This window comes from Mycolicibacterium cosmeticum (genome assembly GCF_000613185.1).
Taxonomy (GTDB): Bacteria; Actinomycetota; Actinomycetes; order Mycobacteriales; family Mycobacteriaceae; genus Mycobacterium; species Mycobacterium cosmeticum.
Window position 1 is genome coordinate 1,401,887 of the sequence record NZ_CCBB010000001.1, and the last position, 18,904, is coordinate 1,420,790.

Sequence of the window (18,904 nt, forward strand, 5' to 3'; positions counted from 1 at the left end):
TCAAGCCTCCCGTCGAGCCGGCTGATATCTCTCGCCGAGCGTGAACCACTCAGCCATTCCGACCAGGTTGAAGAACTCTTCCGGCTTGCTCGGCAGGAACTCGTCGGCATCGATACCGCGCAGCTGGCACAGTGCGGTGAGCGTGCCCAGCGTCGAGTGCGCGAGAACGGCCGAGGGATGGATGGCAACCGCAAAACCCAACTGTTGCAGCCGCTGTGTGGACTGCTCGGGGGTCAGGCCGCCGAGCACCAGGTTGAGCAGCAGCGGTGCCTCGACCTCGGCGGCGATGCGCTCGATCTCGTCCTCACTCTGGGGCGCTTCGACGAAGAGGACGTCGGCGCCTTCGGCCGCATACCGGTTGGCGCGGCGAATCGCTTCGTCCAGTCCGAGCGGTCCGCGGGCGTCGGTGCGGGCGATCACCAGCATGCCGTCGTCGGTGCGCGCGTCCAGAGCCGCGGCCAGCGTACGGACGAAGTCGTCGGCGCCGACCAGTTCCTTGTCGGGCAGATGGCCGCACCGTTTGGGAAACGCCTGATCCTCCAGTTGAATTGCGGCCACGCCAGCGTCCTGGTAATCGCGCACGGTCCGGATGACGTTGATCGGCGCACCGTAGCCGGTGTCGGCATCGGCAAGCAGCGGCACGTCGCCGAGCGCGCGCACGACCATTCTGGCGCGTTCGACCATCTCGGTCTGGGTGACGAGCCCGATGTCGGGCAGGCCGAACCCGGACGCCGCGACACCGGCTCCGGTGAGGTACGCCGCGGTGTGCCCGGTGCGCTTGGTCAGGTGTGCCGAGATTCCGTCATACACGCCGGGGGCGACGATGAGCTCCTCACGGTCGAGCAGTTCGCGCAACCGTGCACGGGCGGGGGTCGTCATGAGTTCTCCTGTGGGTCAGCGGGTATGGCGGCCCGTAGTGAGCGGATGAGGATACGAGCCGAGTGGCAGCCGGTGAGGTCGGCGACCGTCTCCGCAACCGGCTCGGGAAACACATGCCGGGTGAGACCCTGGTATTTGGTGCGGACGAGTTCCCACGACAGGTTGCTACCCGGCTCCCCCGAGGGCAGTTCGACGCGGGCAGTATGGATTTTGCCGTCGGTGGTGACACGGAGTTCGGCCCCGGCTTCGGGCAACGTCGCATCGGTGGACAGCTCGACGCGTGCGGTCAGCGCACGCACGTCGGGAGCGGTGATGCGCTGATAGCTTCGCCAGTCGACGCGACCGTCGAGCAGTGCGACTGCAGCCTGGAACACCGCACTGAACTGACCGTCGACAGAATTCTCCGGCGCACGCTTACGTGGATCGGTGCCCCCGACAAGCTGGTCTGCCGTCGGCGAGATCGTCAGCCGGACACTGGCATCGGGCGGTAGTTTCGCCGCGAGGTCAGCGCGGACCTGTAGCGCGGCGTCGATGGCGCCGTGGGTCAGCCGGCACGCCGGATAGGGCTTGATGCCGGTGCCCTCCAGATACCAAACTCGGCCGAGATCGGCGGTGAGTTGGTCGGGGTGGGGCTGATCGGTGTACGCGTGCAGCAGGCCGTAGTTGCCCTCCAGGGCCGCGGCTGCCCCGCGCACCCCGGATCCGGCGAAAGTCGTTGCCAAAATCGCGTTGTGGGCCGCAAGGCCGGGGTGGAGGCGCTTGTTTTCGGCGCCGCTGGCCAGATACTGCATCGATCCGGCTGCCATCGACCCGGCCAACCCGATCGCCTGCACGACACCGACGGCATCAAGACCCCGCAGCCGGCCGGCCCCCACGGTCGCACCGATCAGGCCCGCGACCGCGGTGGGGTGAAAGCCACGCCGGTAGGCGCCACGCCCCAGTGCCACACCGACGCGACAACACACCTCGTATCCCACCGCGAGCGAGGTCAGCAGGTCGGTGCCGGTGGCATCGCTTTCCTCGGCAACCGCCAGGACGGCGGGGATCACGGCTGCGCCGGGATGCAGGCCACCGGCGATGTGGGTGTCGTCGAAATCGAGGCTGTGGGCATAGATCCCGTTGAGCATCGCGGCGTACGGCTGCGGCCAGGGGTCGGGGTCGGCGACGACCGTCGTGTCACCGCCGGTCGCCACGCTGCGCAACGCCGTTCGTATCGCGCGGCTGGATTCGCCGTAGCGCGATCCGGCTGCTGCGACGCCGATGAAGTCGAGCAGGCACTGTGCCAACCGGGTTCGGGCCTGTTCTGGTATGTCGTCGAGTGTGGTGTCTGCGACGAAGTCGGCCAGACTCGCGGTGGCTCCTGTGGCGGTCATCAGTCCAGCGCCCGTCCCACTTCACCGCCGAGCAGTTCCACCAACGGCGCGACATCGTCGACGTCCGGCAGACCGAGCAAAGCGTGCTCGATCGCGGCGGCGCGCTCGGCCGGCATCACCGGATCGACCAAGCTGTGGAACTTCGCGACCACCTCGTCGTCGGTTACCGGGTCCCCCGGGTAACCATGCGGTGCGATCACCGTTGCGGTGTCGGTGCTGCCGTCGCTGAAGGACAGGGTCAGGTGTGTCTGGAAGCGTTCGGTCAGTGGCAGTTCGTCGATGCTGCGATCGAGTTCGACATGCGTGCGGTCCAGCAGCTGCCACACGTCGTCGGCGTCGAGGCGAGCGGCGGTGAACTGCTGGGGCAGAGCGACTCCGTCCAGCAGGGTGACGGCTGCGGCGTAGCCGATGTTCATCTGCCCGCCGATCGCGGTCAGAGGGCGCTGCGGGTTCCACCAGCCGTGGTGGTAGATGACGTCACCGACGCGGATGTCGATGCGCTCGATCATGCGGCCGCCCAAGCGTTCCCGTAGCGTGCGGGCCGCCTCCACCACACCGTGCAAGCCACCCATCACGGACCACGACTTCACCATGATGAAAGTGGTCTCCCAGTGGTCGCCGAGACCACGGGCAATGGCCTCTGCGTCGGGGTCATGGCCCTCGCCGTACACCGCGAGGAATCCGCCGTACGGTCTTTCCAACACCTGGTCGATACCGGTGTAGCCCGATTCGGCGAGCGCCGCCGAATAGAACCCGTTGCGGGCTGCGAAGCCGTGTTGCATCCGCTTTCCCATCGCCTCGTACTGTGCCGACATCAGCCCGGCGGACTGGGTCGCGCCGAAACCGACCGCGTCCTCAAGTTGGGCGCCGTCGAGGCCACGCAGCTTGCCGCAGGCCAGCGCGCTCGCGATGCCGCCGAAGATCGGGCCCGAATGCCATCCGCGGGACAGCATTTCGGTACCGCCGAGGGCGTAGCCGATCCGCGGTCCGGTTTCGAACCCGGCGATCGCAGCCACCAGCAGCTCCCGGCCGCTCACCGGGCGATCGAGGTGAGCTGCCGTCGCCAGCAGCGACGGCACCAGCAGCGACGCAGAGTGCAACGGCGCCAGCGGGTGGAAGTCGTCGAGTTCGAAGCCTTGGATGAAGGTGCTGTTGAGCAGTGTCGCGCCGATGGGTGTTGTGGTCCGGCCGGTACCGAGGACCGGAACGGTGCCGGCCCCCTCGATGCCGAGCACAGCCTGAGTGGCGACGCGAGACCACGGCAGCTGTGCCCCGATCAGCCCACATCCGATGCCGTCGAGCAAGAGGTGGACGGCACGCCGGCGCACCGGGTCGGGAATCTGATCCCAGGCCAGCGCGTGGACCCAGTCCACCAGTCGGCCGGTGGGACCGTCGGGGGCGCTCGGGGTCACTATCTGCGGCTGCGTCGACAATGCGTTCATACCGCCCATTGCAGACGGTCCGTCACCGACATCCCACTCAACTTGCGGAATCCGCAAGTATGATCGGAGCGTGGCTACGACAGCGCTGCGCGGACTGCATGTGCTGGAGACACTCGCGGGGATGCGTCAGCCCGCGACGTTGCGCGATATCGCCGAGCGCGCCGGTCTCTCCCAGTCCAATGCGTTCCGAATCCTGCAGGCGCTCGAGCAGGAGGGCTACCTCCATCACCTCGGCCGCGCCGGTTACCGCTTGGCGAGCCGCTCACTGGCGCTCGCAACCGTCATCGGTCCGCGCCCGGCGATGTTGCGGTTGATGTATCCGGTGGTGGCCCGGCTCGCCGCGACCAGCGGCGAAGCCGCCGTGATTCACCTGCGAGCCGGCCACTTTCGGGTCCTCGTGCTGGGTGTGCCGGCGCGGTCTGGACCGATATTCGATCCGGCGGGCGTCCTTGGAGAGCGGACGCCGCTGGCCTCGGGAGCCAGTGGGCGGATCATCCTCGCTTATCTACCCGAGACGCAGCGTGCCGGTATCGACCCCGCGGGAGTCACCCCCGAACAGCTGGCAACGATCCGCGAGCGTGGCTACGAGACCTCGCACGGGGAAAACCATCCTGGCATCAATGGAATCTCGGTGCCGCTGCTCGCCGAGGTCGATGGAGCGGCAGATTCGCCCATCGCGCTGGGCGCCATGACGATTGCCGGGCCGGCCGAACGCCTTCCCGACGACGGCCTGCTGCGCCTCGCCGGCCCGCTACAGGCGGCCTGCCGCGACCTCAGCCCGCGCCTGGCGGCGCTCTTGGGACCGAATCCGGGTGCCACGCTCGACGCGCTCGATCTGTAGCAGAACATTGTCGGATGGGCGGGTCGTCCGGACATCGACTCAAAGTTGGAACCGGTGATGGGGCCACGACCGATCAACCGAAAGTCGCATAGCGACTTGACCTTTTCCCGCGTTGAGGGTCCATGGTTGTGAGAGTTGAGGGCGGAGTGATCGACGGACAGCCCCGGGTTTGGTTGACTCACTGATGTGCCCAGGTTCGGTGGTGTCGCCATGCTGGTTTCAGGCCACGGGTTGGGCGGATTGGTGTAGCAGTTCGAACGCTATCGGAGTGCGCATGGGTCATGCGGTGGTTTGGGTTCAGGCCCGGTGGAGTCCAAATAGTCGCACTGGCGGCACCCTTAAGCGTCCAGCCGATGCTCGGCGTCGGGCGGATGGTCCGTCCGATCGTCGATAACGACCACCTATGTCAGGACTGCGCAGGGTAATCCGGCGTCAGTCAGCCGATGAAGCCCCCTCCCAAAAAAATAACGCGAAGACACCCCGCGTCGTACGCTCTGCCGTCAAACCCACAGCAGACGCTCACGTGTGGCTGATCGGGCACCCACCGACGTCCCCGACGATGTAGTTGTGTCGGTCCAATCGATTACACCCGCGGACTCCGGCCGGGTGACCAACAAAGTGCCCGCCGTGACGGCGATCTTCTGGGTCACGAAGATCCTGACGACGGGGTTCGGTGAAGCGGCTTCCGACGCGGCGATGCGAACGATCGGTTCAGTCGCCGCCGCGGTGGCATGGTTACTGCTGGCAGTGGGTTTGGTAATTCAGTTCCGGTCGCTCCGTTACCGTCCGGCGGTTTACTGGTTCAGCGTCGTGATGGTGGCTGTGTTCGGCACCATGGCCGCCGACATTCCGTCCTCGGTCGGCGTTCCACTGTGGGTCACCTCGGTCGCTTACCTACTGCTGGTGCTGATCATTTTCGTGTGTTGGTTCCGCGCCGAGGGCACCTTGAGTTTCGCCACCATTGGCACGAGGCGCCGCGAGGGTTTCTACTGGCTCGCAGTCGCGGTGACCTTCGCGTTGGGCACGGCCGTCGGCGACCTGACCGCGGACGTGTGGGGCTGGGGGTACCTGGCGTCCGGTTTGGTGTTCTGCGCGCTAATCGCGATACCGGCAGCCGCCGTCCGGGCCCGGTGGCTCGGCGCCGTCGCAGGGTTCTGGATCGCCTACGTACTGACCCGGCCCCTTGGTGCTTCCTTCGCAGACTGGATGAGCATGCCGCAGCGGCACGGCGGGCTCGGGCTCGGCGCACCGCTGGTCGCACTGATTTGGGCGGTTCCGGTGGTCATTATCGTCGGCCTGATGACCGTCGCCGACGGGAGGCGCTGACCGTGGCCGGTACACCACCCGCTCCCGAGTTCGGTGAGGTCGTCAGTCAGATGCTCTACTACCTCGGGCTGTCGGCAGCGGTGGGTCTCGGGATGGCCGTCGCTGTCCTGACCACCTCGAAGCCCAACGGTGTGCTGCGCGGCCGTCTGCGCCGGCTGGCCATCCCCACCGCGGGGTTCGTCGCGTTGTCCGCGGCGGCGCACATTGCGGTGGCCGCAGATCTCGACACGCTAGTGCGGCTACAGGCCGGTACCTACCTGGCGACAGTCGCGGCGATGCTGTGTATTCGTATGCGGGACAACCGAACTGTCGGCTGGACGATCACTGTCCTCGCCCTGCTGACAGCCATGGTCCCCGAACTGACGTTGCGCAGCGTCACAGCGAGCTCCGTGGCCGCCAAGGCGCTGACTCTCGCCCACATCGCCGGAACATTGGTGTGGATCGGCGGGCTTACCGTGCTGGCCGTCGTCGGCCTCATGGGCCTGCACCGTGAGGCGGATGCCGAGTGCGCCGACGAGTGGCACACGGTGTGGGAACGGTTCAGTGTCGCCGCGGCCTGTGCGGTGGGAGCGCTCATCGTCAGCGGTGCATGGCTGACCTGGAGCCACGTCGGCACTCCAATGCAACTGCTCACCACCAGCTACGGCCGACACCTCGCACTCAAAATGATCATCGTGATGCTGCTGATCTGCGCGGGAGCGTACAACACGCGGGTGCTGTTGCCGCGCATCCGGTCCGCTCGCCGAAACGGCGACACCGCCAGCGCAATCCGTCTGGCAGTGCGTCACTTTCCGCAGGTGGTGACCGGCGAAAGCCTCCTCATCATCGCGGTGCTGGCGATCGTGCCCTTCCTGCGCGGGTCGGCTCGCACCGAGGCCTCAGCGCCTGCGGCCGGGCCGTTCGACTTTGGCGCGCTCGGTGCCGGCATCGTGCTGGTACTACTGGTCACGGGAGCTCTGTGGATCGGCACCAGGACGCCGACCGCCGAACGTACGGTCTAACGCAATCCTTCGCCGGAACCGCAACCACCCGATCGGGTGCCGCTGTTCTCAGGCCGGGGCCCCTTCGAGCCGTCGTCTCCCTTCGTTTCACCACGAGTAACGGCCCGTGCTGCGGGTAGCCACGACCAGAGCCGACGACGCGCTCATCACCCCTCCTGAAAGGCGCATTCATGACCGAGACGACAGCGCCACCCAGAGCCGCCGTCCGAGACCTGCGCGAGGCCATCGAGCTTCTCAAGCAGAATCCGGGTCAGTTCGTCTCGACTTCGGTCGAGGTCGATCCGCAGGCCGAACTCGCCGGCGTCTACAAGAAGGTCGGAGCGGGCGGAACCGTACAACGCCCTAATGCCGACGTCGTCGACGGCGTCCGCTACACCCTGCACGACACCGACTCCACCGTCGAACGATGGCGCCGCCAGATCGACGGGTTACGAAACCTCGACGAGTCCGGGGGCGACACCGCGTCACCCGAGCGGTGACCCGCCAACCACCGAAGGAGATCTCATGCACATCAATCGGCGGATGTTCCTTGGTGGAACGTCAATGACTCTGGCCGCCCTCGCGGCCGGCTGCGCGGATTCGACGACGAGCCCCGATTCACCCTCAGCGTCCGGTACAACGTCATCGGCGCCACTCGGCCCCTTGGCTTTCGATGCGGACAAATACACCGAAAAGACCGTCACCGTCGCTACCGACACGGGGCAGAAGGAGGTCAAGTACCGCTTCTACGGTCCACTGACGTATGTCACCAAACCCGTGAACGCCGACTACCAGAGCCTCGTCATCAGTGTGCCCACCAGCATCGACGGCCAAGCTGTCGATGCCAGCAGAGCGCCGATCGTCTTTGCAAACGCGGTCGGCGGATACCTGCCGGCCTCGGTCAAAGACGCCACCGGCGTCGGTGAAGCGTCGATGGGAATGGGTGCCATGCCTGGCGGCCAGACCCCTCCGAGTGGTGCACCGCCGTCGAGCGGCGAAGTGGCCTCCGGCGGTAACGCCATGCTCGACGCCATGGGAAAAATGGTCAACCTGGCCCAACTGGCCGTGGCGGCCGGGTATGTGGCCGTCGAACCCGGCTGCCGGGGAAGGACTTTGGTCAACGATGCCGGCACGTACTACGGAACCGCTCCCGCCGCCATCGTCGATCTCAAAGCCGCCGTGCGATATCTGCGTGCCAACGCGGGCCACATTCCCGGCAATACCGACCGCATCATCTCCACCGGAACCAGCGCCGGCGGCGCATTATCCGCATTGCTCGGGGCATCAGGTGACAGCCCGCTTTATCACAAATATCTCGACGACATCGGCGCGGCCGAAGCCAGCGACGCCATCTTCGCCAGCGGCGACTGGTGCCCCATCACCGATCTCGGCCATGCCGACGGAGCCTACGAGTGGAACTGGGGCACCAACCCCACCCAGACCGGCGCAGTCGACCAAGCGCTGTCCCAAGAATTGCGCGGCCTGTTCGTCGACTACCAGCGATCACTGAAGTTAAACGGACTCAACGAATTCGGGCCACTCACCGCGGAGAATTACGCAGACTATCTGCTGAAAACCTATCTGCAGCCGTCTGCGACACGTTACTTGACGGCGCTGTCGGACACCGACCGCGCGACGTACCTGCGCGACAATCCGACCATCAGGTGGAAATCCGGCGCGGCCACCTTCAGCTGGCAAGATTTCTTGACACACGTGGGCAACCGCAAGAAGAGCCTGCCTGCGTTCGACGCCTTCGACCTGTCGACCGGAGAGAACAACCTCTTTGGAACCGGCACCACCAAGGCTCGGCACTTTACCGACTACAGTGCTGCCCATTCCACTTCAGGCGCCAATCGTCTCGATGCAGACATTGCAGACTTACTCGTATTGATGAACCCGATGCACTTCATCGCCGAGCGCAACCCCCAACGGGCCAAGCACTGGTGGATCCGGCTGGGCGCCAAGGATTCCGACACGTCGCTGACTGTGTCCAGCAATCTGGCCGCAAGTCTCGCCGGACTCGGTGATGACGTCAATCACCTTATGTACTGGGACGAGGGCCACGGCGCGAACACCGACGCCGCTGATTTCCTCGGATGGGTCAAGAAGATTTCCGGCTGAGCACATGCAGTCGCGACCAGGAGGGCACAAGTGCGGTGAGTGCCATGGGTGACCGCAGCGGGTCCCAAGCCGACACGGCAGCGCAGCAATGGGGCGCTCGGGTTCTCGCGGCGGTTATCGCTGCCGGGCTCACGACGTTCGCCGGCATCGTGGTCGAGACGTCGAAACGTCCACCCTCGAGGTTAGCGGTTACGCGCCCTAGTGCCGCAACAACCCGCACCGCCCATTGACACCACCACCCAATTGTCGTAGATATGAGACATGTCACTTGATGTGTCTCATGCACCCAAGTTCCGGCTGGCCGGTGCCGACACCTGGGCGGACCCGTTCTCGATGTACGCGGCCCTGCGCGACCACGACCCGGTGCACCACGTCATCCCGGACAATCCAGAGCACGACTATTACGTGCTGTCCCGGCACGCCGACATCTGGGCCGCCGCGCGCGACCACCAGACGTTCTCCTCTGCGCACGGGCTCACCGTCAACTACGGCGACCTGGAAATGATTGGCCTGCAGGATAATCCGCCCATGGTGATGCAGGATCCACCGGTGCACACCGAGTTCCGCAAGCTGGTGTCGCGCGGCTTCACCCCGCGTCAGGTGGAGGCCGTGGAGCCCAAGGTTCGCCGGTTCGTCGTCGATCGCATCGAGGGGTTGCGGTCCAACGGCGGCGGTGACATCGTCACCGAACTCTTCAAACCGCTGCCGTCGATGGTGGTGGCGCACTACCTCGGTGTCCCGGACGAGGACCGCGACCAGTTCGACGGCTGGACCGAGGCGATCGTCGCCGCGAACACCACCGAGGGTGGGATCGGCGGGGCGCTGGACACCCTGGGTGACGCCCTCGGCTCGATGATGGCGTACTTCACCGCGCTCATCGAACGCCGTCGCGCCGAACCGGAGGACGACACGGTGTCACATCTGGTGGCCGCGGGCATCGGCGCCGACGGCGATATCGCCGGGGTGCTGTCCATCCTGGCCTTCACTTTCACCATGGTGACCGGTGGCAACGACACCACCACCGGCATGCTCGGCGGTTCGGTGCAACTACTGCACCGCAATCCGGACCAACGGCGGCTGCTGGCAACCGATCCCGGCCTGATCCCCGATGCCATCGACGAGCTGCTGCGCCTGACCTCCCCGGTGCAATGCCTGGCCCGCACCGCCACCCGGGACGTCACCATCGGCGACACCACCATCCCCGCCGGCCGAAAGGCGTTGTTGCTCTACGGCTCCGGCAACCGTGACGAACGCCAGTACGGCCCCGACGCCGCCGAACTGGACGTCACACGCCGGCCGCGCAATATCCTGACCTTCAGCCACGGTGCGCACCACTGCCTCGGCGCCGCTGCGGCCAGGATGCAGTCCAGGGTGGCACTGGAGGAACTGCTCACCCGCATACCGGATTTCACCGTCGACGAGGACGCCGTCGTGTGGGCCGGCGGCAGCTACGTGCGCCGGCCGCTGTCCGTGCCGTTCACAGTAGGCTGAATCCATGCCGGACTGGCTTGCCGAGCGGCGCACCGAGGCGGCCGCCGAACGCATCCTCGACGCCGCCGACGATTTGTTCACCCGACAGGATGCCGCGACCGTCGGGATGAACGACATCGCCAGGGCCGCCGGCTGCTCACGCGCCACGCTCTACCGCTATTTCGAGAACCGCGACGTGCTCTACGCCGCCTACGTGCACCGGCAGGCTCAGCGGGTGTTCGCCGAGATCGCCGATCTGCTCACCGGGCTGACGGATCCGGACGAACGGTTGGTCACCGGCATGCTCGCCGCCCTGGCCCGAGTGCGCGAAACCCCGGCGCTGGCATCGTGGTTCGCCAGTACCCAGCGTCCGATCGGTGGCGACATGGCCGAGCGCTCGGAGGTGATCCTCGCGCTGGTGACGGCTTTCCTGGGCGGCGACGACGGTGACGCCGAGATGCGGGCCCGCTGGGTGATCCGAATTCTGGTGTCGCTGCTGCTGTTTCCCGGCCGCGATGCGGCCGACGAGCGCACCATGCTGGAGAGCTTCGTCGTCCCGACGGTCGGGGTCAGGCAGCCCAGTAGGCGCGCGCCTTGAGCGAGCGTTTCGGGATCTTGTAGTCGTCGCGCAGCACCTTGGCCACCGCGCGGGTGGTGCGGTTGTCGCAGGCGACCCAACCGAAGTGCTCGGACGCGTCGAACGCCGCCGCGGCCACCGCCTCGACGAGCGCCTCCCCCGCGTTCTTGCGGTCCACCCACGTGACACCGGGCCGCGCCACGGGCAGATCGCGGTCGTCGGCATGTGCGGACTCCAGGAACACCCGCGCGGGCGCGTCGCCGATGGCCTCCAGCAGGGAGTTGATGGCCGGCAGCGACGCGGTGTCGCCGACGATGACGTACCCCTCCGGCGCCGGGGCGGGCAACACGAAATCACTGCCCAGCACCGTCACCTCGAGCACATCGCCGGGTTGCGCCTCGATGGCCCACCGGGTGGCCAGACCCTCGTGCAGTGCGAAGTCGATGTCCACCGTGCCCGCAGCCGGATCCGGGTTGACCAACGTGTACCCGCGCTGGTGGGATTTCGCGCCATCGGGGAACCAGCCGCGGATCCACATGGTCGGATGGACGGGCCGGTCTGCCAGCAGTTCGGCTGCGGTGAAGTGCAGTCGCAGGTAATGCTGGGTGATCTGGGTCCGGCCGGTCACCGTCAGTTCGTAGTCGCCGCCGCGCCACAGTTTGACCAGCGCGCCGGACAGGCCGCGGGACGGTTTCTGCTCGGTCAATGCAGCCCCCTCGATCCGGATGGATTACTTAGGGCAGCATAACCTATGTCGACTGTGTGATGGCGGCCGCGATCTCCCCGCCCCGCACCGCGACGTTCGACAACAGCGTCGCCCCGAGCCCGTGCGTGTGCTCGATCACCGATCCGTTCAGGTAGATGTCCCCGGCCGCACCCGGCCGACCCGCCAGCCGGTAGTCACGCGTCACCACCGGCAGCCCGCGCTCGTCGAACTCGTAATCGGCGGCCAGCGCACCGAGAAACGCCGCCACATCCGTCGGCGCGTACCCCGTCGCATAGACCACCGCGTCACAGTGCAGCTCCTCCTCGTGCCGGTCGACGAGGCTGCGCACGGTCACCCGGACACCGTCGGCGTGCTCGGTGGCCTCGGTGATCTCCGACGCCCGGTGCAGGAACAGCCGGCGCTGCCCACTCACCCCCTCCTCGTAGACCAGCCCGTACAACTGCTCGATCAGGTCGACGTCGACGGCCGAATAGTTTGCCGAACGGTGATATTCCAGCAGCCGCCGGCGCACCGACTCGTCCGCACCGAAGAATTCGTCGACCGCCGCGGGGTCGAAGATGCCGTTCACGAACGCACTGTCATCGGCGAGGCTGTACCCGTAGCGGCCGAACACGGCATGCACCTGCGCCTGCGGCATGGTGCGATACAGGTACGCGACCACCTCGGCCGCGCTCTGCCCGGCCCCGACCACCGCGACGGACCGGACCGGACCCAGCCGGGCCAGCGCGCCGAGCAGTCCATGACTGTGAAAGCACCGTGATGTACACCGAATTCCGTTGGGCAGCACCGGTGTCAGACCCATCCCGAGCACCAGGTTGTCGGCCTGGACCACCGCACCGGCATGCGTGCGCACCGCGAAACCACCATCGGGGCCGCGCGCCAGGCACACCACCCGCTGCCCGTACCGCACATCGGCGGCGAAATGCGCCGCGGCCCAGTCCAGGTAATCGTGGAACTCGAGTCGGCTGGGGAACACGTCATGGCGGCCGATGAACTCGACCAGCCTGCCGCGCTCGGTCAGGTAATTGACGAAGGTGAAGTGACTCTGGGCATTTCGCAGTGTCGCCAGATCCTTGAGGAACGGAATCTGCATACGGGTACCGGGCAGCAGCATGTCGCGGTGCCAGCCGAACCTCGGCTGGGCCTCCAGGAAGCAGCCGTGCGCACCCCGCTCGGCCAGCGCGATGGCCAGTGCGAGATTGGCCGGCCCGAAACCGATGCCCAGCAGCCCGACACGCTCGGGTTCAGGCCGGGACATGGGTGCGGCTCAACCGTTCGAGATAGCGCCCGCGCACCATGTCCCGATTGATCAGGACCACGAAATCGGCCATGTCGAAATCCGGGTCGTACGAGGGCTCCCCACAGATCACCCCGCCGATGCGCAGGCTGCCCGCCACCATCGGCGGCACCCGCACCCGGCCCGGTGACGGCATCTCGGCCAGACTCAAACCGTTGACCCGCAACGGGTTCCGCGGCACCACCCGGAATTGCGCCGGCGCCGGATGGGCCCGGTACGCCTCGTCGAGCACACCGCGGACCAGCGCACCGCGCGGCCCGCCCGCTTCCATCCGGACCGACAGGCAGCCGATCGCCCACAGGTAACCGGTGAGTTCCTGGTAGCGCAGGATGCCGGCCCACAGCATGCCCATGACCGCTCCGTTGCGGTGGTCGGGATGCACACTGGCGCGGCCCAGTTCGACCAGCGACGGACGCAGCGCGTCGATACCGGGACTGACCTCGAAGATGGTGTCGGTGAACACCCCGCCCGCGGCCCGCGCACCATCGGGCGGCAGCAGCCGATAGCAGCCCACGATCTGCCCGGTGGACTCTTCACGCGCCAGCAGATGATCGCTGTGCTCATCGAACTGGTCGACGTCGATCATCTCGCCGGTGCGCCGTCCCCGCACGGCGTGTGGCAGCGCGGCGCCCAACTCCTCGGCGAAGGTCAGATACCGCAGCCGCTGCGCCGCCTCGATCTCGCCGGGATCGTCTGAGATCACGACGCTGTAGCGGCCGGACTCGGTCGCCGGGATCAACACGCCCCCACGCATCATGATTTGCCAAAGGTAAACCCATCGCGCCCCGGCCGGTGGCAGTTCCCGCTAATCCACCGACATCGGCGTCCGGTCCCGCGGGGTCCGTCGCGCACCGGTCCCCACCAGCATCGCGACCGCCGCGGTGGCGCCGGTGGCGACCACCGCGGCAGCCACCAGGGCGGCCTGCATCCCGGCCGCGCCGGCCTCCCTGGCGATCGTTGCCAATGTCGGCACCATCGGTCGCATTTCGACGGGCAGCACGTCGAGCACGCGCAGTCCCGCGCCGGCACCCAACCCGTCGGTGAGCAGCCGGGTCGGCTCCGCACCGAGTGCCGGCAGCGCGGAAAGCCGTGCGGCGGCGATGTCCCCGGCGGCCCGGCTGAACAGGGCCCCCAACCCGGCGACACCGGCGAGGATGCCGATCTGGCGCACGGTGCTCACCGTGCCGGTCGCCATGCCCGCATCTGGCACGGACACGAACCGCAGGGCCGCATCCGATGTGAGCGCCGACAATCCGCCCAGACCCAGACCGGCAACGACCGACCCGGCGACGAAATGCGTCCACCCGGTGGCGGCGGTCACGCCGGTCATCATCCACATCCCCACCGCGATGAGCGCCACTCCGCCCGGAATGGCGACCACTGCCGGCACCCACCGCGCCCCCAACATCGCCGCCGGTGCGCCGACGACGATCGCGACCGTCAGCGGTAGCGCCCGCAGGCCCGCGTCGAAGGGGCTGTAGCCCAACGTGTTCATGAAGTACAGCGCCAGATAGTTGGTGGATGCGATGAGCGTCCCGGTCGCGGCGAAGGCGGCCAGGCACACCCCGGCGAAACCGGCATTGGCGAGCATCCGCACATCCAGAAGTGGTGCGGTGCTGCGGGTTTCGTGCCGCACGAACACCAGCAGCGCGACCAGGCAGACGACGCTCAGCGCGAGCATCCGCGGACTGCCCCAGCCGTACCGGTTGCCCTCGATCAACACGTACACCCCGGCGAACAGACCGGCGGTCAGCACCACGGTGCCATGGATGTCGACCGGTCGGGCCTGCGGGGCAACGCTTTCCGTCACCGCGAAGACGGCGATCGCCAGCGCGACGATCCCGATCGGCAGGTTGATCAAGAAGATCGACGGCCAGCCGTACGCGGTCACCAGCGCACCGCCCAACAGCGGACCGACCGCCCCACCGGCACCCATCATCGCCCCGTACAGCGCGATCGCGACGGACCGTCGGCGCGGTTCGGGAAACGCGGCGGCGATCATCGGCAGCGAGACACCGAGCAGCACCGCCCCGGCCGCACCCTGGACCGCGCGCAGACCGTTGAGAAATGCGATGCTGCGGGCCAGCGCGCACCCCGCCGAGGCGAACAGGAACACGATCATGCCGCCCAGGTACAGCCGTCGCCGGCCGATCCGGTCCCCCAGCGTCGCCGCCGAGAGCAACAGCCCCGCCATCGGCAGCGCGTACGCGTCGACCACCCATTGCAGGCCGGACAGCCGGGCATCCAACGAGGCCTGGATGTCGGCGAGTGCCGCGGCCACGATCGTCATGTCCAGCAGCAGCATGAAGACCGCCAGGCAGACCGCGGCCAGGGTCAGGCGGGCGCCACGCTCGGGGTGCCCGCCGGTGGCCATCAGCGCACCCGGGTGACGCGGTGCAGTAACCAGGCCAGCGGGATGGTGACCACCATGGTCCAGAAGAACAGCCACCACATGGGCCCGGTGTACACCGGGCGCTGCAGGATCTCCACCATCACGACTTCCATCAGCACCAGGTGGATGAGGAAGATTTCGTAGGAGATCTCGCCGAGGAACACCATCGGCCTGCTGCCCAGCAGCCGGGAATACCAACCGCGGTTGCCCAGGGCCAACGGCGCCACCACCAGGGTGGCGATGACGGCGTAGAAGACCGTCTTGACCACGGCCTCACTGAGCTTGGCCGGCGAGGTGGTCGGTTCACCGGCGATCGGGGTCGACGCGATGAGGTAACTGATCAGCGCCAGCGGGAGGCACACCACGGCATAGGCCCGGACCCGCATCGCCTGCAACACCGCCAGCAGCATGCCGCCCAGGAACCAGGCCAGATACGTCGGCAACCACAGCCGCGCGCCGTCGGGCAATCCGTGGGTGGTGTGCACCAACGCCAGCCAGGCCGGGCTGATCAACGCCAGCCCGAACAACCCGGCAAGCAGCAGACCCGGCCGCCAGCGCCGCCGGCACAACACCACCAGCAGCAGCCACGCCAGCACCGGAAGCGCCACGTAGAACGCCGCCTCCACCGCCAGACTCCACATCTGGGTCAGACCCTGGTGCAGATAGGAGAACAGGTAGTTGTCGGTGTAGATCTGCGTGAGGGTCAGGTTGCGCAGCAGGCCGGTCCAGTTGTGGCCGGGATTCGGCCCGGCCTCGCGGAAGTGGTAGACGGCGTAGGCCGCCAGCACCGTGACCACGTAGGCCGGCATGATGCGGCGCACTCGGTGCCAGGCATACCGGCGCACCGACGGGGGTGGCATGCCCGCCCTCGCCCGATCCACCCACGGCTTGAACAACAGATAACCCGACAACACGAAGAAGATCGGCACACCGATCTCGGCGCGGGACAGCAGCAGTCCGACGTAGCCGTCGTTGTACCTGCCGGTGGTGTAGGCCGCGTGGGTGAGCACCACCAGCAGTGCGGCCAGGGCCCGCACCCCGGTGAGGGACGCGACACGGTCGACCGTGGTGACCGACTCCAGACCACCCTGCTCGCGGATTCCGGATTGCAGCGTCACGAGTCCTTGCGGCGTGGCTTGTGCGGGCGGTCCGGCTGCAGGTTGATCAGCACACCCTGGATACGGGTGTTCTCCAACTTCTTGTAGACCTCGCGCGGCAGCTTGGCGGGCAGCTCAACCAGGGAATGGTCGACCCGGATCGAGATGTGGCCGAAATCGCTGCGGTGCAGCCCGCCCTCGTTGGCGATGGCCCCGACGATGGCGCCGGGAGCGACCTTGTGCCGCTTGCCCACTGAGATCCGGTAGGTCGCCAGATCACTGCGGGTGCCGTGCTTCTTGCGCTCGCGCGCGCCGTCCTCGCGGGGCGCCCGCTCGGTGCGCTCCTTGCGCTTCTCCGGCGGCGGCTCGGTCATCAGGAAGGCTTCACCGTCACGCGACTGCAGCGCGAGCGCCGCCGCGATATCGGCCATCGGGACGTCGTGGTCGCGCGCGTAGTCCTCGATGAGCCGGCGGAACAGGTCGATGCCCGCGCCGTTGAGCGCGTCGGTGATCGAATCGCGGAACTTCGAGACCCGCTGCTCGTTGACGTCGTCGACGCTGGGCAGCTCCGCCTCGACCACCTTGGACCGGGTGTGCTTCTCGATCGCCTTGAGCAGGTGACGCTCGCGCGGTGTGACGAACAGCAGCGCGTGCCCGGACCGGCCGGCGCGCCCGGTGCGGCCGATGCGGTGCACATAGGACTCGGTGTCGTGCGGGATGTCGTAGTTGACGACGTGGCTGATGCGCTCGACGTCGAGGCCACGCGCGGCCACGTCGGTGGCCACCAGGATGTCGATGCTGCCGTCCTTGAGCGCGGTGATGGTGCGCTCACGCTGAGCCTGCGCGATATCGCCGTTGATGGCGGCGGCCGCGAAGCCGCGGGCCTTGAGCCGCTCGGCGACCTCCTCGGTGGCCTGCTTGGTGCGGACGAACACGATCATCGCGTCGCCCTCTTCGACCTCGAGCACCCGGGTGAGCGCGTCCAGTTTGCGCGGACCGGCCACCTGGATGAACCGCTGCGAAATGTTCTCGGCGGTGGCGGTTTTCGCCTTGACGGTCACCTCGACCGGGTCGTGCAGGTACTTCGAGGTGATCTTCTTGATCGCCGGCGGCATGGTGGCCGAGAACAGGGCCACCTGCTTGTACTCCGGGGTGTCGGCCAGGATGCGCTCGACATCCTCGGCGAAGCCCATCTGCAGCATCTCGTCGGCCTCGTCGAGCACCAGGTAGTCCAGGTGCGACAGGTCCAGCCGGCCCTTCTCCAGGTGGTCGATGACCCGGCCGGGCGTGCCGACAACCACCTGCGCGCCGCGGCGCAGGCCGGCCAGCTGCGGCCCGTAGGACGAACCGCCGTAGATCGGCAGCACCTGGATATCGGGCAGATGCGCCCCGTAGCGGCCGAATGCCTCGGCGACCTGCAACGCGAGCTCGCGGGTCGGGGCCAGCACCAGGGCCTGGGTGTTCCTGCTGGTGGTGTCGATCTTGCTCAGGATCGGGATGGCGAAGGCCGCCGTCTTGCCGGTGCCGGTCTGGGCCAGCCCGACGACATCGGAGCCGGCCAGCATCGCCGGGATGGTGGCGGCCTGGATGGCCGACGGGGTCTCGTAGCCGACGTCCGTCACCGCCTGCAGCACCGCCGGGTGAATCTGCAGGTCAGCAAAGGTCGCTTCGGCGGCTGTCGCGCCGTCTTCAGGGGAAGTCATGTCAGGAGCAGTCTAGAGCGTGCGCGCCGTCACGCCCTGCAGAGTCGCGTCGCCGGTCCTGGGCCGGTGTGGAGCACAGGTACGGTTCGGTGTTGTGCGAAGGGTTGCGCTGGGGGTGGCGATCGTGACGGGCCTCGTGCTGACGGGGTGTGGATCGAGCGATTCCACCGTCTCCAAGACACCAGATGCCACCACCCCCGCGGCGGGTCCACGCACCACGGTCGCCGCGCCGGCGCCCATCGTGACGCCGACGACCGCCGCACCCGCACCCGATCCGTGTGCGGTGAATCTGGCCGCCCCGGAGATCGCCAAGGCGGTGTCGACGTTGCCGCGCGACCCGCGCAGCAATCAGGCGTGGAGCCCGGAACCGTTGGCGGGCAACTACAACGAATGCGCCCCGCTGTCGGTGGTGATCGTCAAGGCCAACACCAACGCGCCGAACGCCAACACCAGGGCGGTGATGTTCCACCTGGGCAAGTTCATCCCGACCGGGGTGCCCGACACCTACGGCTTCAACGGGATCGACGAGAGCGCCAGCACCGGCGACACCGTCGCACTCAAGTTCTCCGGCGGCACGCCGGGGCTGGACAGCGTGGTGCGGTTCCGGTGGAACGGCAACGGCGTGGAGTTGATCGGCAACACCGGGCACTGAGACCTGCCCTCGACGCGGTAGGGGATG

At 67.4% G+C, this 18,904-nt stretch carries 17 protein-coding genes; 8 read left to right on the plus strand and 9 right to left on the minus strand.

Annotated elements, in window-relative coordinates:
- The 3 genes from BN977_RS06670 to BN977_RS06680 are packed head-to-tail and all read right to left on the minus strand — an operon-like array spanning position 1 to position 3,694.
- Positions 1–879, minus strand: coding sequence for an isocitrate lyase/PEP mutase family protein (locus BN977_RS06670; protein ID WP_036396802.1), 879 nt, complete (start codon positions 877–879; stop codon positions 1–3).
- A complete protein-coding gene (locus tag BN977_RS06675; RefSeq protein ID WP_051561110.1) occupies positions 876–2,252 on the minus strand; it encodes an MmgE/PrpD family protein in 1,377 nt (458 codons plus the stop codon). The genes BN977_RS06670 and BN977_RS06675 overlap by 4 nt, the downstream gene beginning before the upstream one ends.
- Positions 2,252–3,694, minus strand: a complete 1,443-nt coding sequence (locus tag BN977_RS06680; RefSeq protein WP_234709510.1) for an MmgE/PrpD family protein — start codon at positions 3,692–3,694, stop codon at positions 2,252–2,254. Before BN977_RS06680 ends, BN977_RS06675 begins: the two co-directional genes overlap by 1 nt.
- Positions 3,695–3,764: 70 nt before the next feature.
- On the opposite strand from BN977_RS06680, the gene BN977_RS06685 reads away from it, so the two are divergent.
- The 7 genes from BN977_RS06685 (at position 3,765) to BN977_RS06715 (ending at position 11,030) form a co-directional block, all read left to right on the plus strand.
- Entirely contained in the window at positions 3,765–4,535 is a 771-nt protein-coding gene (locus BN977_RS06685; protein ID WP_036396804.1) for an IclR family transcriptional regulator, read from the plus strand.
- A 627-nt stretch (positions 4,536–5,162) separates the two neighbouring features.
- The gene (locus BN977_RS06690) at positions 5,163–5,861 is read left to right on the plus strand and encodes a COG4705 family protein (protein WP_206666847.1); all 699 of its coding nucleotides are present in this window, start codon (positions 5,163–5,165) and stop codon (positions 5,859–5,861) included.
- 2 nt (positions 5,862–5,863) lie between these two features.
- The gene (locus BN977_RS06695; RefSeq protein WP_024455721.1) at positions 5,864–6,862 is read left to right on the plus strand and encodes a CopD family protein; all 999 of its coding nucleotides are present in this window, start codon (positions 5,864–5,866) and stop codon (positions 6,860–6,862) included.
- A 170-nt stretch (positions 6,863–7,032) separates the two neighbouring features.
- The gene (locus BN977_RS33060; RefSeq protein WP_024455722.1) at positions 7,033–7,341 is read left to right on the plus strand and encodes a hypothetical protein; all 309 of its coding nucleotides are present in this window, start codon (positions 7,033–7,035) and stop codon (positions 7,339–7,341) included.
- A 25-nt stretch (positions 7,342–7,366) separates the two neighbouring features.
- Complete coding sequence (locus BN977_RS06705; protein WP_051561114.1) at positions 7,367–8,962, plus strand: subtype B tannase; 1,596 nt, start codon at positions 7,367–7,369, stop codon at positions 8,960–8,962.
- Positions 8,963–9,223: 261 nt separating this feature from the next.
- Entirely contained in the window at positions 9,224–10,453 is a 1,230-nt protein-coding gene (locus BN977_RS06710) for a cytochrome P450 (protein ID WP_036396805.1), read from the plus strand.
- Positions 10,454–10,457: 4 nt separating this feature from the next.
- Positions 10,458–11,030 (plus strand): TetR/AcrR family transcriptional regulator, encoded by a 573-nt coding sequence (locus BN977_RS06715; RefSeq protein ID WP_036396806.1) that lies wholly within the window; start codon positions 10,458–10,460, stop codon positions 11,028–11,030.
- On the opposite strand, the gene BN977_RS06720 is transcribed toward BN977_RS06715, so the two are convergent.
- From BN977_RS06720 to BN977_RS06745, 6 genes are read right to left on the minus strand one after another with little or no spacing between them, the layout of a single operon-like run.
- The gene (locus BN977_RS06720) at positions 11,002–11,715 is read right to left on the minus strand and encodes a siderophore-interacting protein (protein WP_036396807.1); all 714 of its coding nucleotides are present in this window, start codon (positions 11,713–11,715) and stop codon (positions 11,002–11,004) included. The genes BN977_RS06715 and BN977_RS06720 overlap by 29 nt on opposite strands.
- Positions 11,716–11,758: 43 nt before the next feature.
- Positions 11,759–12,994: a lysine N(6)-hydroxylase/L-ornithine N(5)-oxygenase family protein gene (locus tag BN977_RS06725; protein WP_456093685.1), complete on the minus strand. Its 1,236-nt coding sequence runs from the start codon at positions 12,992–12,994 to the stop codon at positions 11,759–11,761.
- A complete protein-coding gene (locus tag BN977_RS06730; RefSeq protein WP_036396808.1) occupies positions 12,981–13,790 on the minus strand; it encodes a GNAT family N-acetyltransferase in 810 nt (269 codons plus the stop codon). The genes BN977_RS06725 and BN977_RS06730 overlap by 14 nt, the downstream gene beginning before the upstream one ends.
- Positions 13,791–13,838: 48 nt before the next feature.
- The gene (locus BN977_RS06735; protein ID WP_084172537.1) at positions 13,839–15,371 is read right to left on the minus strand and encodes an MFS transporter; all 1,533 of its coding nucleotides are present in this window, start codon (positions 15,369–15,371) and stop codon (positions 13,839–13,841) included.
- A 35-nt stretch (positions 15,372–15,406) separates the two neighbouring features.
- Entirely contained in the window at positions 15,407–16,543 is a 1,137-nt protein-coding gene (locus BN977_RS06740) for an acyltransferase family protein (protein ID WP_036396809.1), read from the minus strand.
- Positions 16,540–18,225 carry a DEAD/DEAH box helicase gene (locus BN977_RS06745; protein WP_036396810.1) on the minus strand — a complete coding sequence of 562 codons (1,686 nt, stop codon included), beginning with the start codon at positions 18,223–18,225 and terminating at the stop codon, positions 16,540–16,542. The genes BN977_RS06740 and BN977_RS06745 overlap by 4 nt, the downstream gene beginning before the upstream one ends.
- Before the next feature lie 94 nt (positions 18,226–18,319).
- Here BN977_RS06745 and BN977_RS06750 point away from each other — a divergent pair, with 94 nt between their 5' ends.
- Positions 18,320–18,877 (plus strand): LppP/LprE family lipoprotein, encoded by a 558-nt coding sequence (locus BN977_RS06750; RefSeq protein ID WP_024454546.1) that lies wholly within the window; start codon positions 18,320–18,322, stop codon positions 18,875–18,877.
- Positions 18,878–18,904 lie beyond the last annotated feature (27 nt).

What these genes read in the sequence shown, in the direction of transcription:
- BN977_RS06705 (WP_051561114.1), top strand. Translation starts at nt 7,367, where the DNA reads ATGCACATCAATCGGCGGATGTTCCTTGGTGGAACGTCAATGACTCTG.
- BN977_RS06680 (WP_234709510.1), bottom strand. Translation starts at nt 3,694, where the DNA reads ATGAACGCATTGTCGACGCAGCCGCAGATAGTGACCCCGAGCGCCCCC.
- BN977_RS06715 (WP_036396806.1), top strand. Translation starts at nt 10,458, where the DNA reads ATGCCGGACTGGCTTGCCGAGCGGCGCACCGAGGCGGCCGCCGAACGC.
- BN977_RS06725 (WP_456093685.1), bottom strand. Translation starts at nt 12,994, where the DNA reads ATGTCCCGGCCTGAACCCGAGCGTGTCGGGCTGCTGGGCATCGGTTTC.
- BN977_RS06675 (WP_051561110.1), bottom strand. Translation starts at nt 2,252, where the DNA reads ATGACCGCCACAGGAGCCACCGCGAGTCTGGCCGACTTCGTCGCAGAC.
- BN977_RS33060 (WP_024455722.1), top strand. Translation starts at nt 7,033, where the DNA reads ATGACCGAGACGACAGCGCCACCCAGAGCCGCCGTCCGAGACCTGCGC.
- BN977_RS06710 (WP_036396805.1), top strand. Translation starts at nt 9,224, where the DNA reads ATGTCACTTGATGTGTCTCATGCACCCAAGTTCCGGCTGGCCGGTGCC.
- BN977_RS06730 (WP_036396808.1), bottom strand. Translation starts at nt 13,790, where the DNA reads ATGATGCGTGGGGGCGTGTTGATCCCGGCGACCGAGTCCGGCCGCTAC.
- BN977_RS06670 (WP_036396802.1), bottom strand. Translation starts at nt 879, where the DNA reads ATGACGACCCCCGCCCGTGCACGGTTGCGCGAACTGCTCGACCGTGAG.
- BN977_RS06745 (WP_036396810.1), bottom strand. Translation starts at nt 18,225, where the DNA reads ATGACTTCCCCTGAAGACGGCGCGACAGCCGCCGAAGCGACCTTTGCT.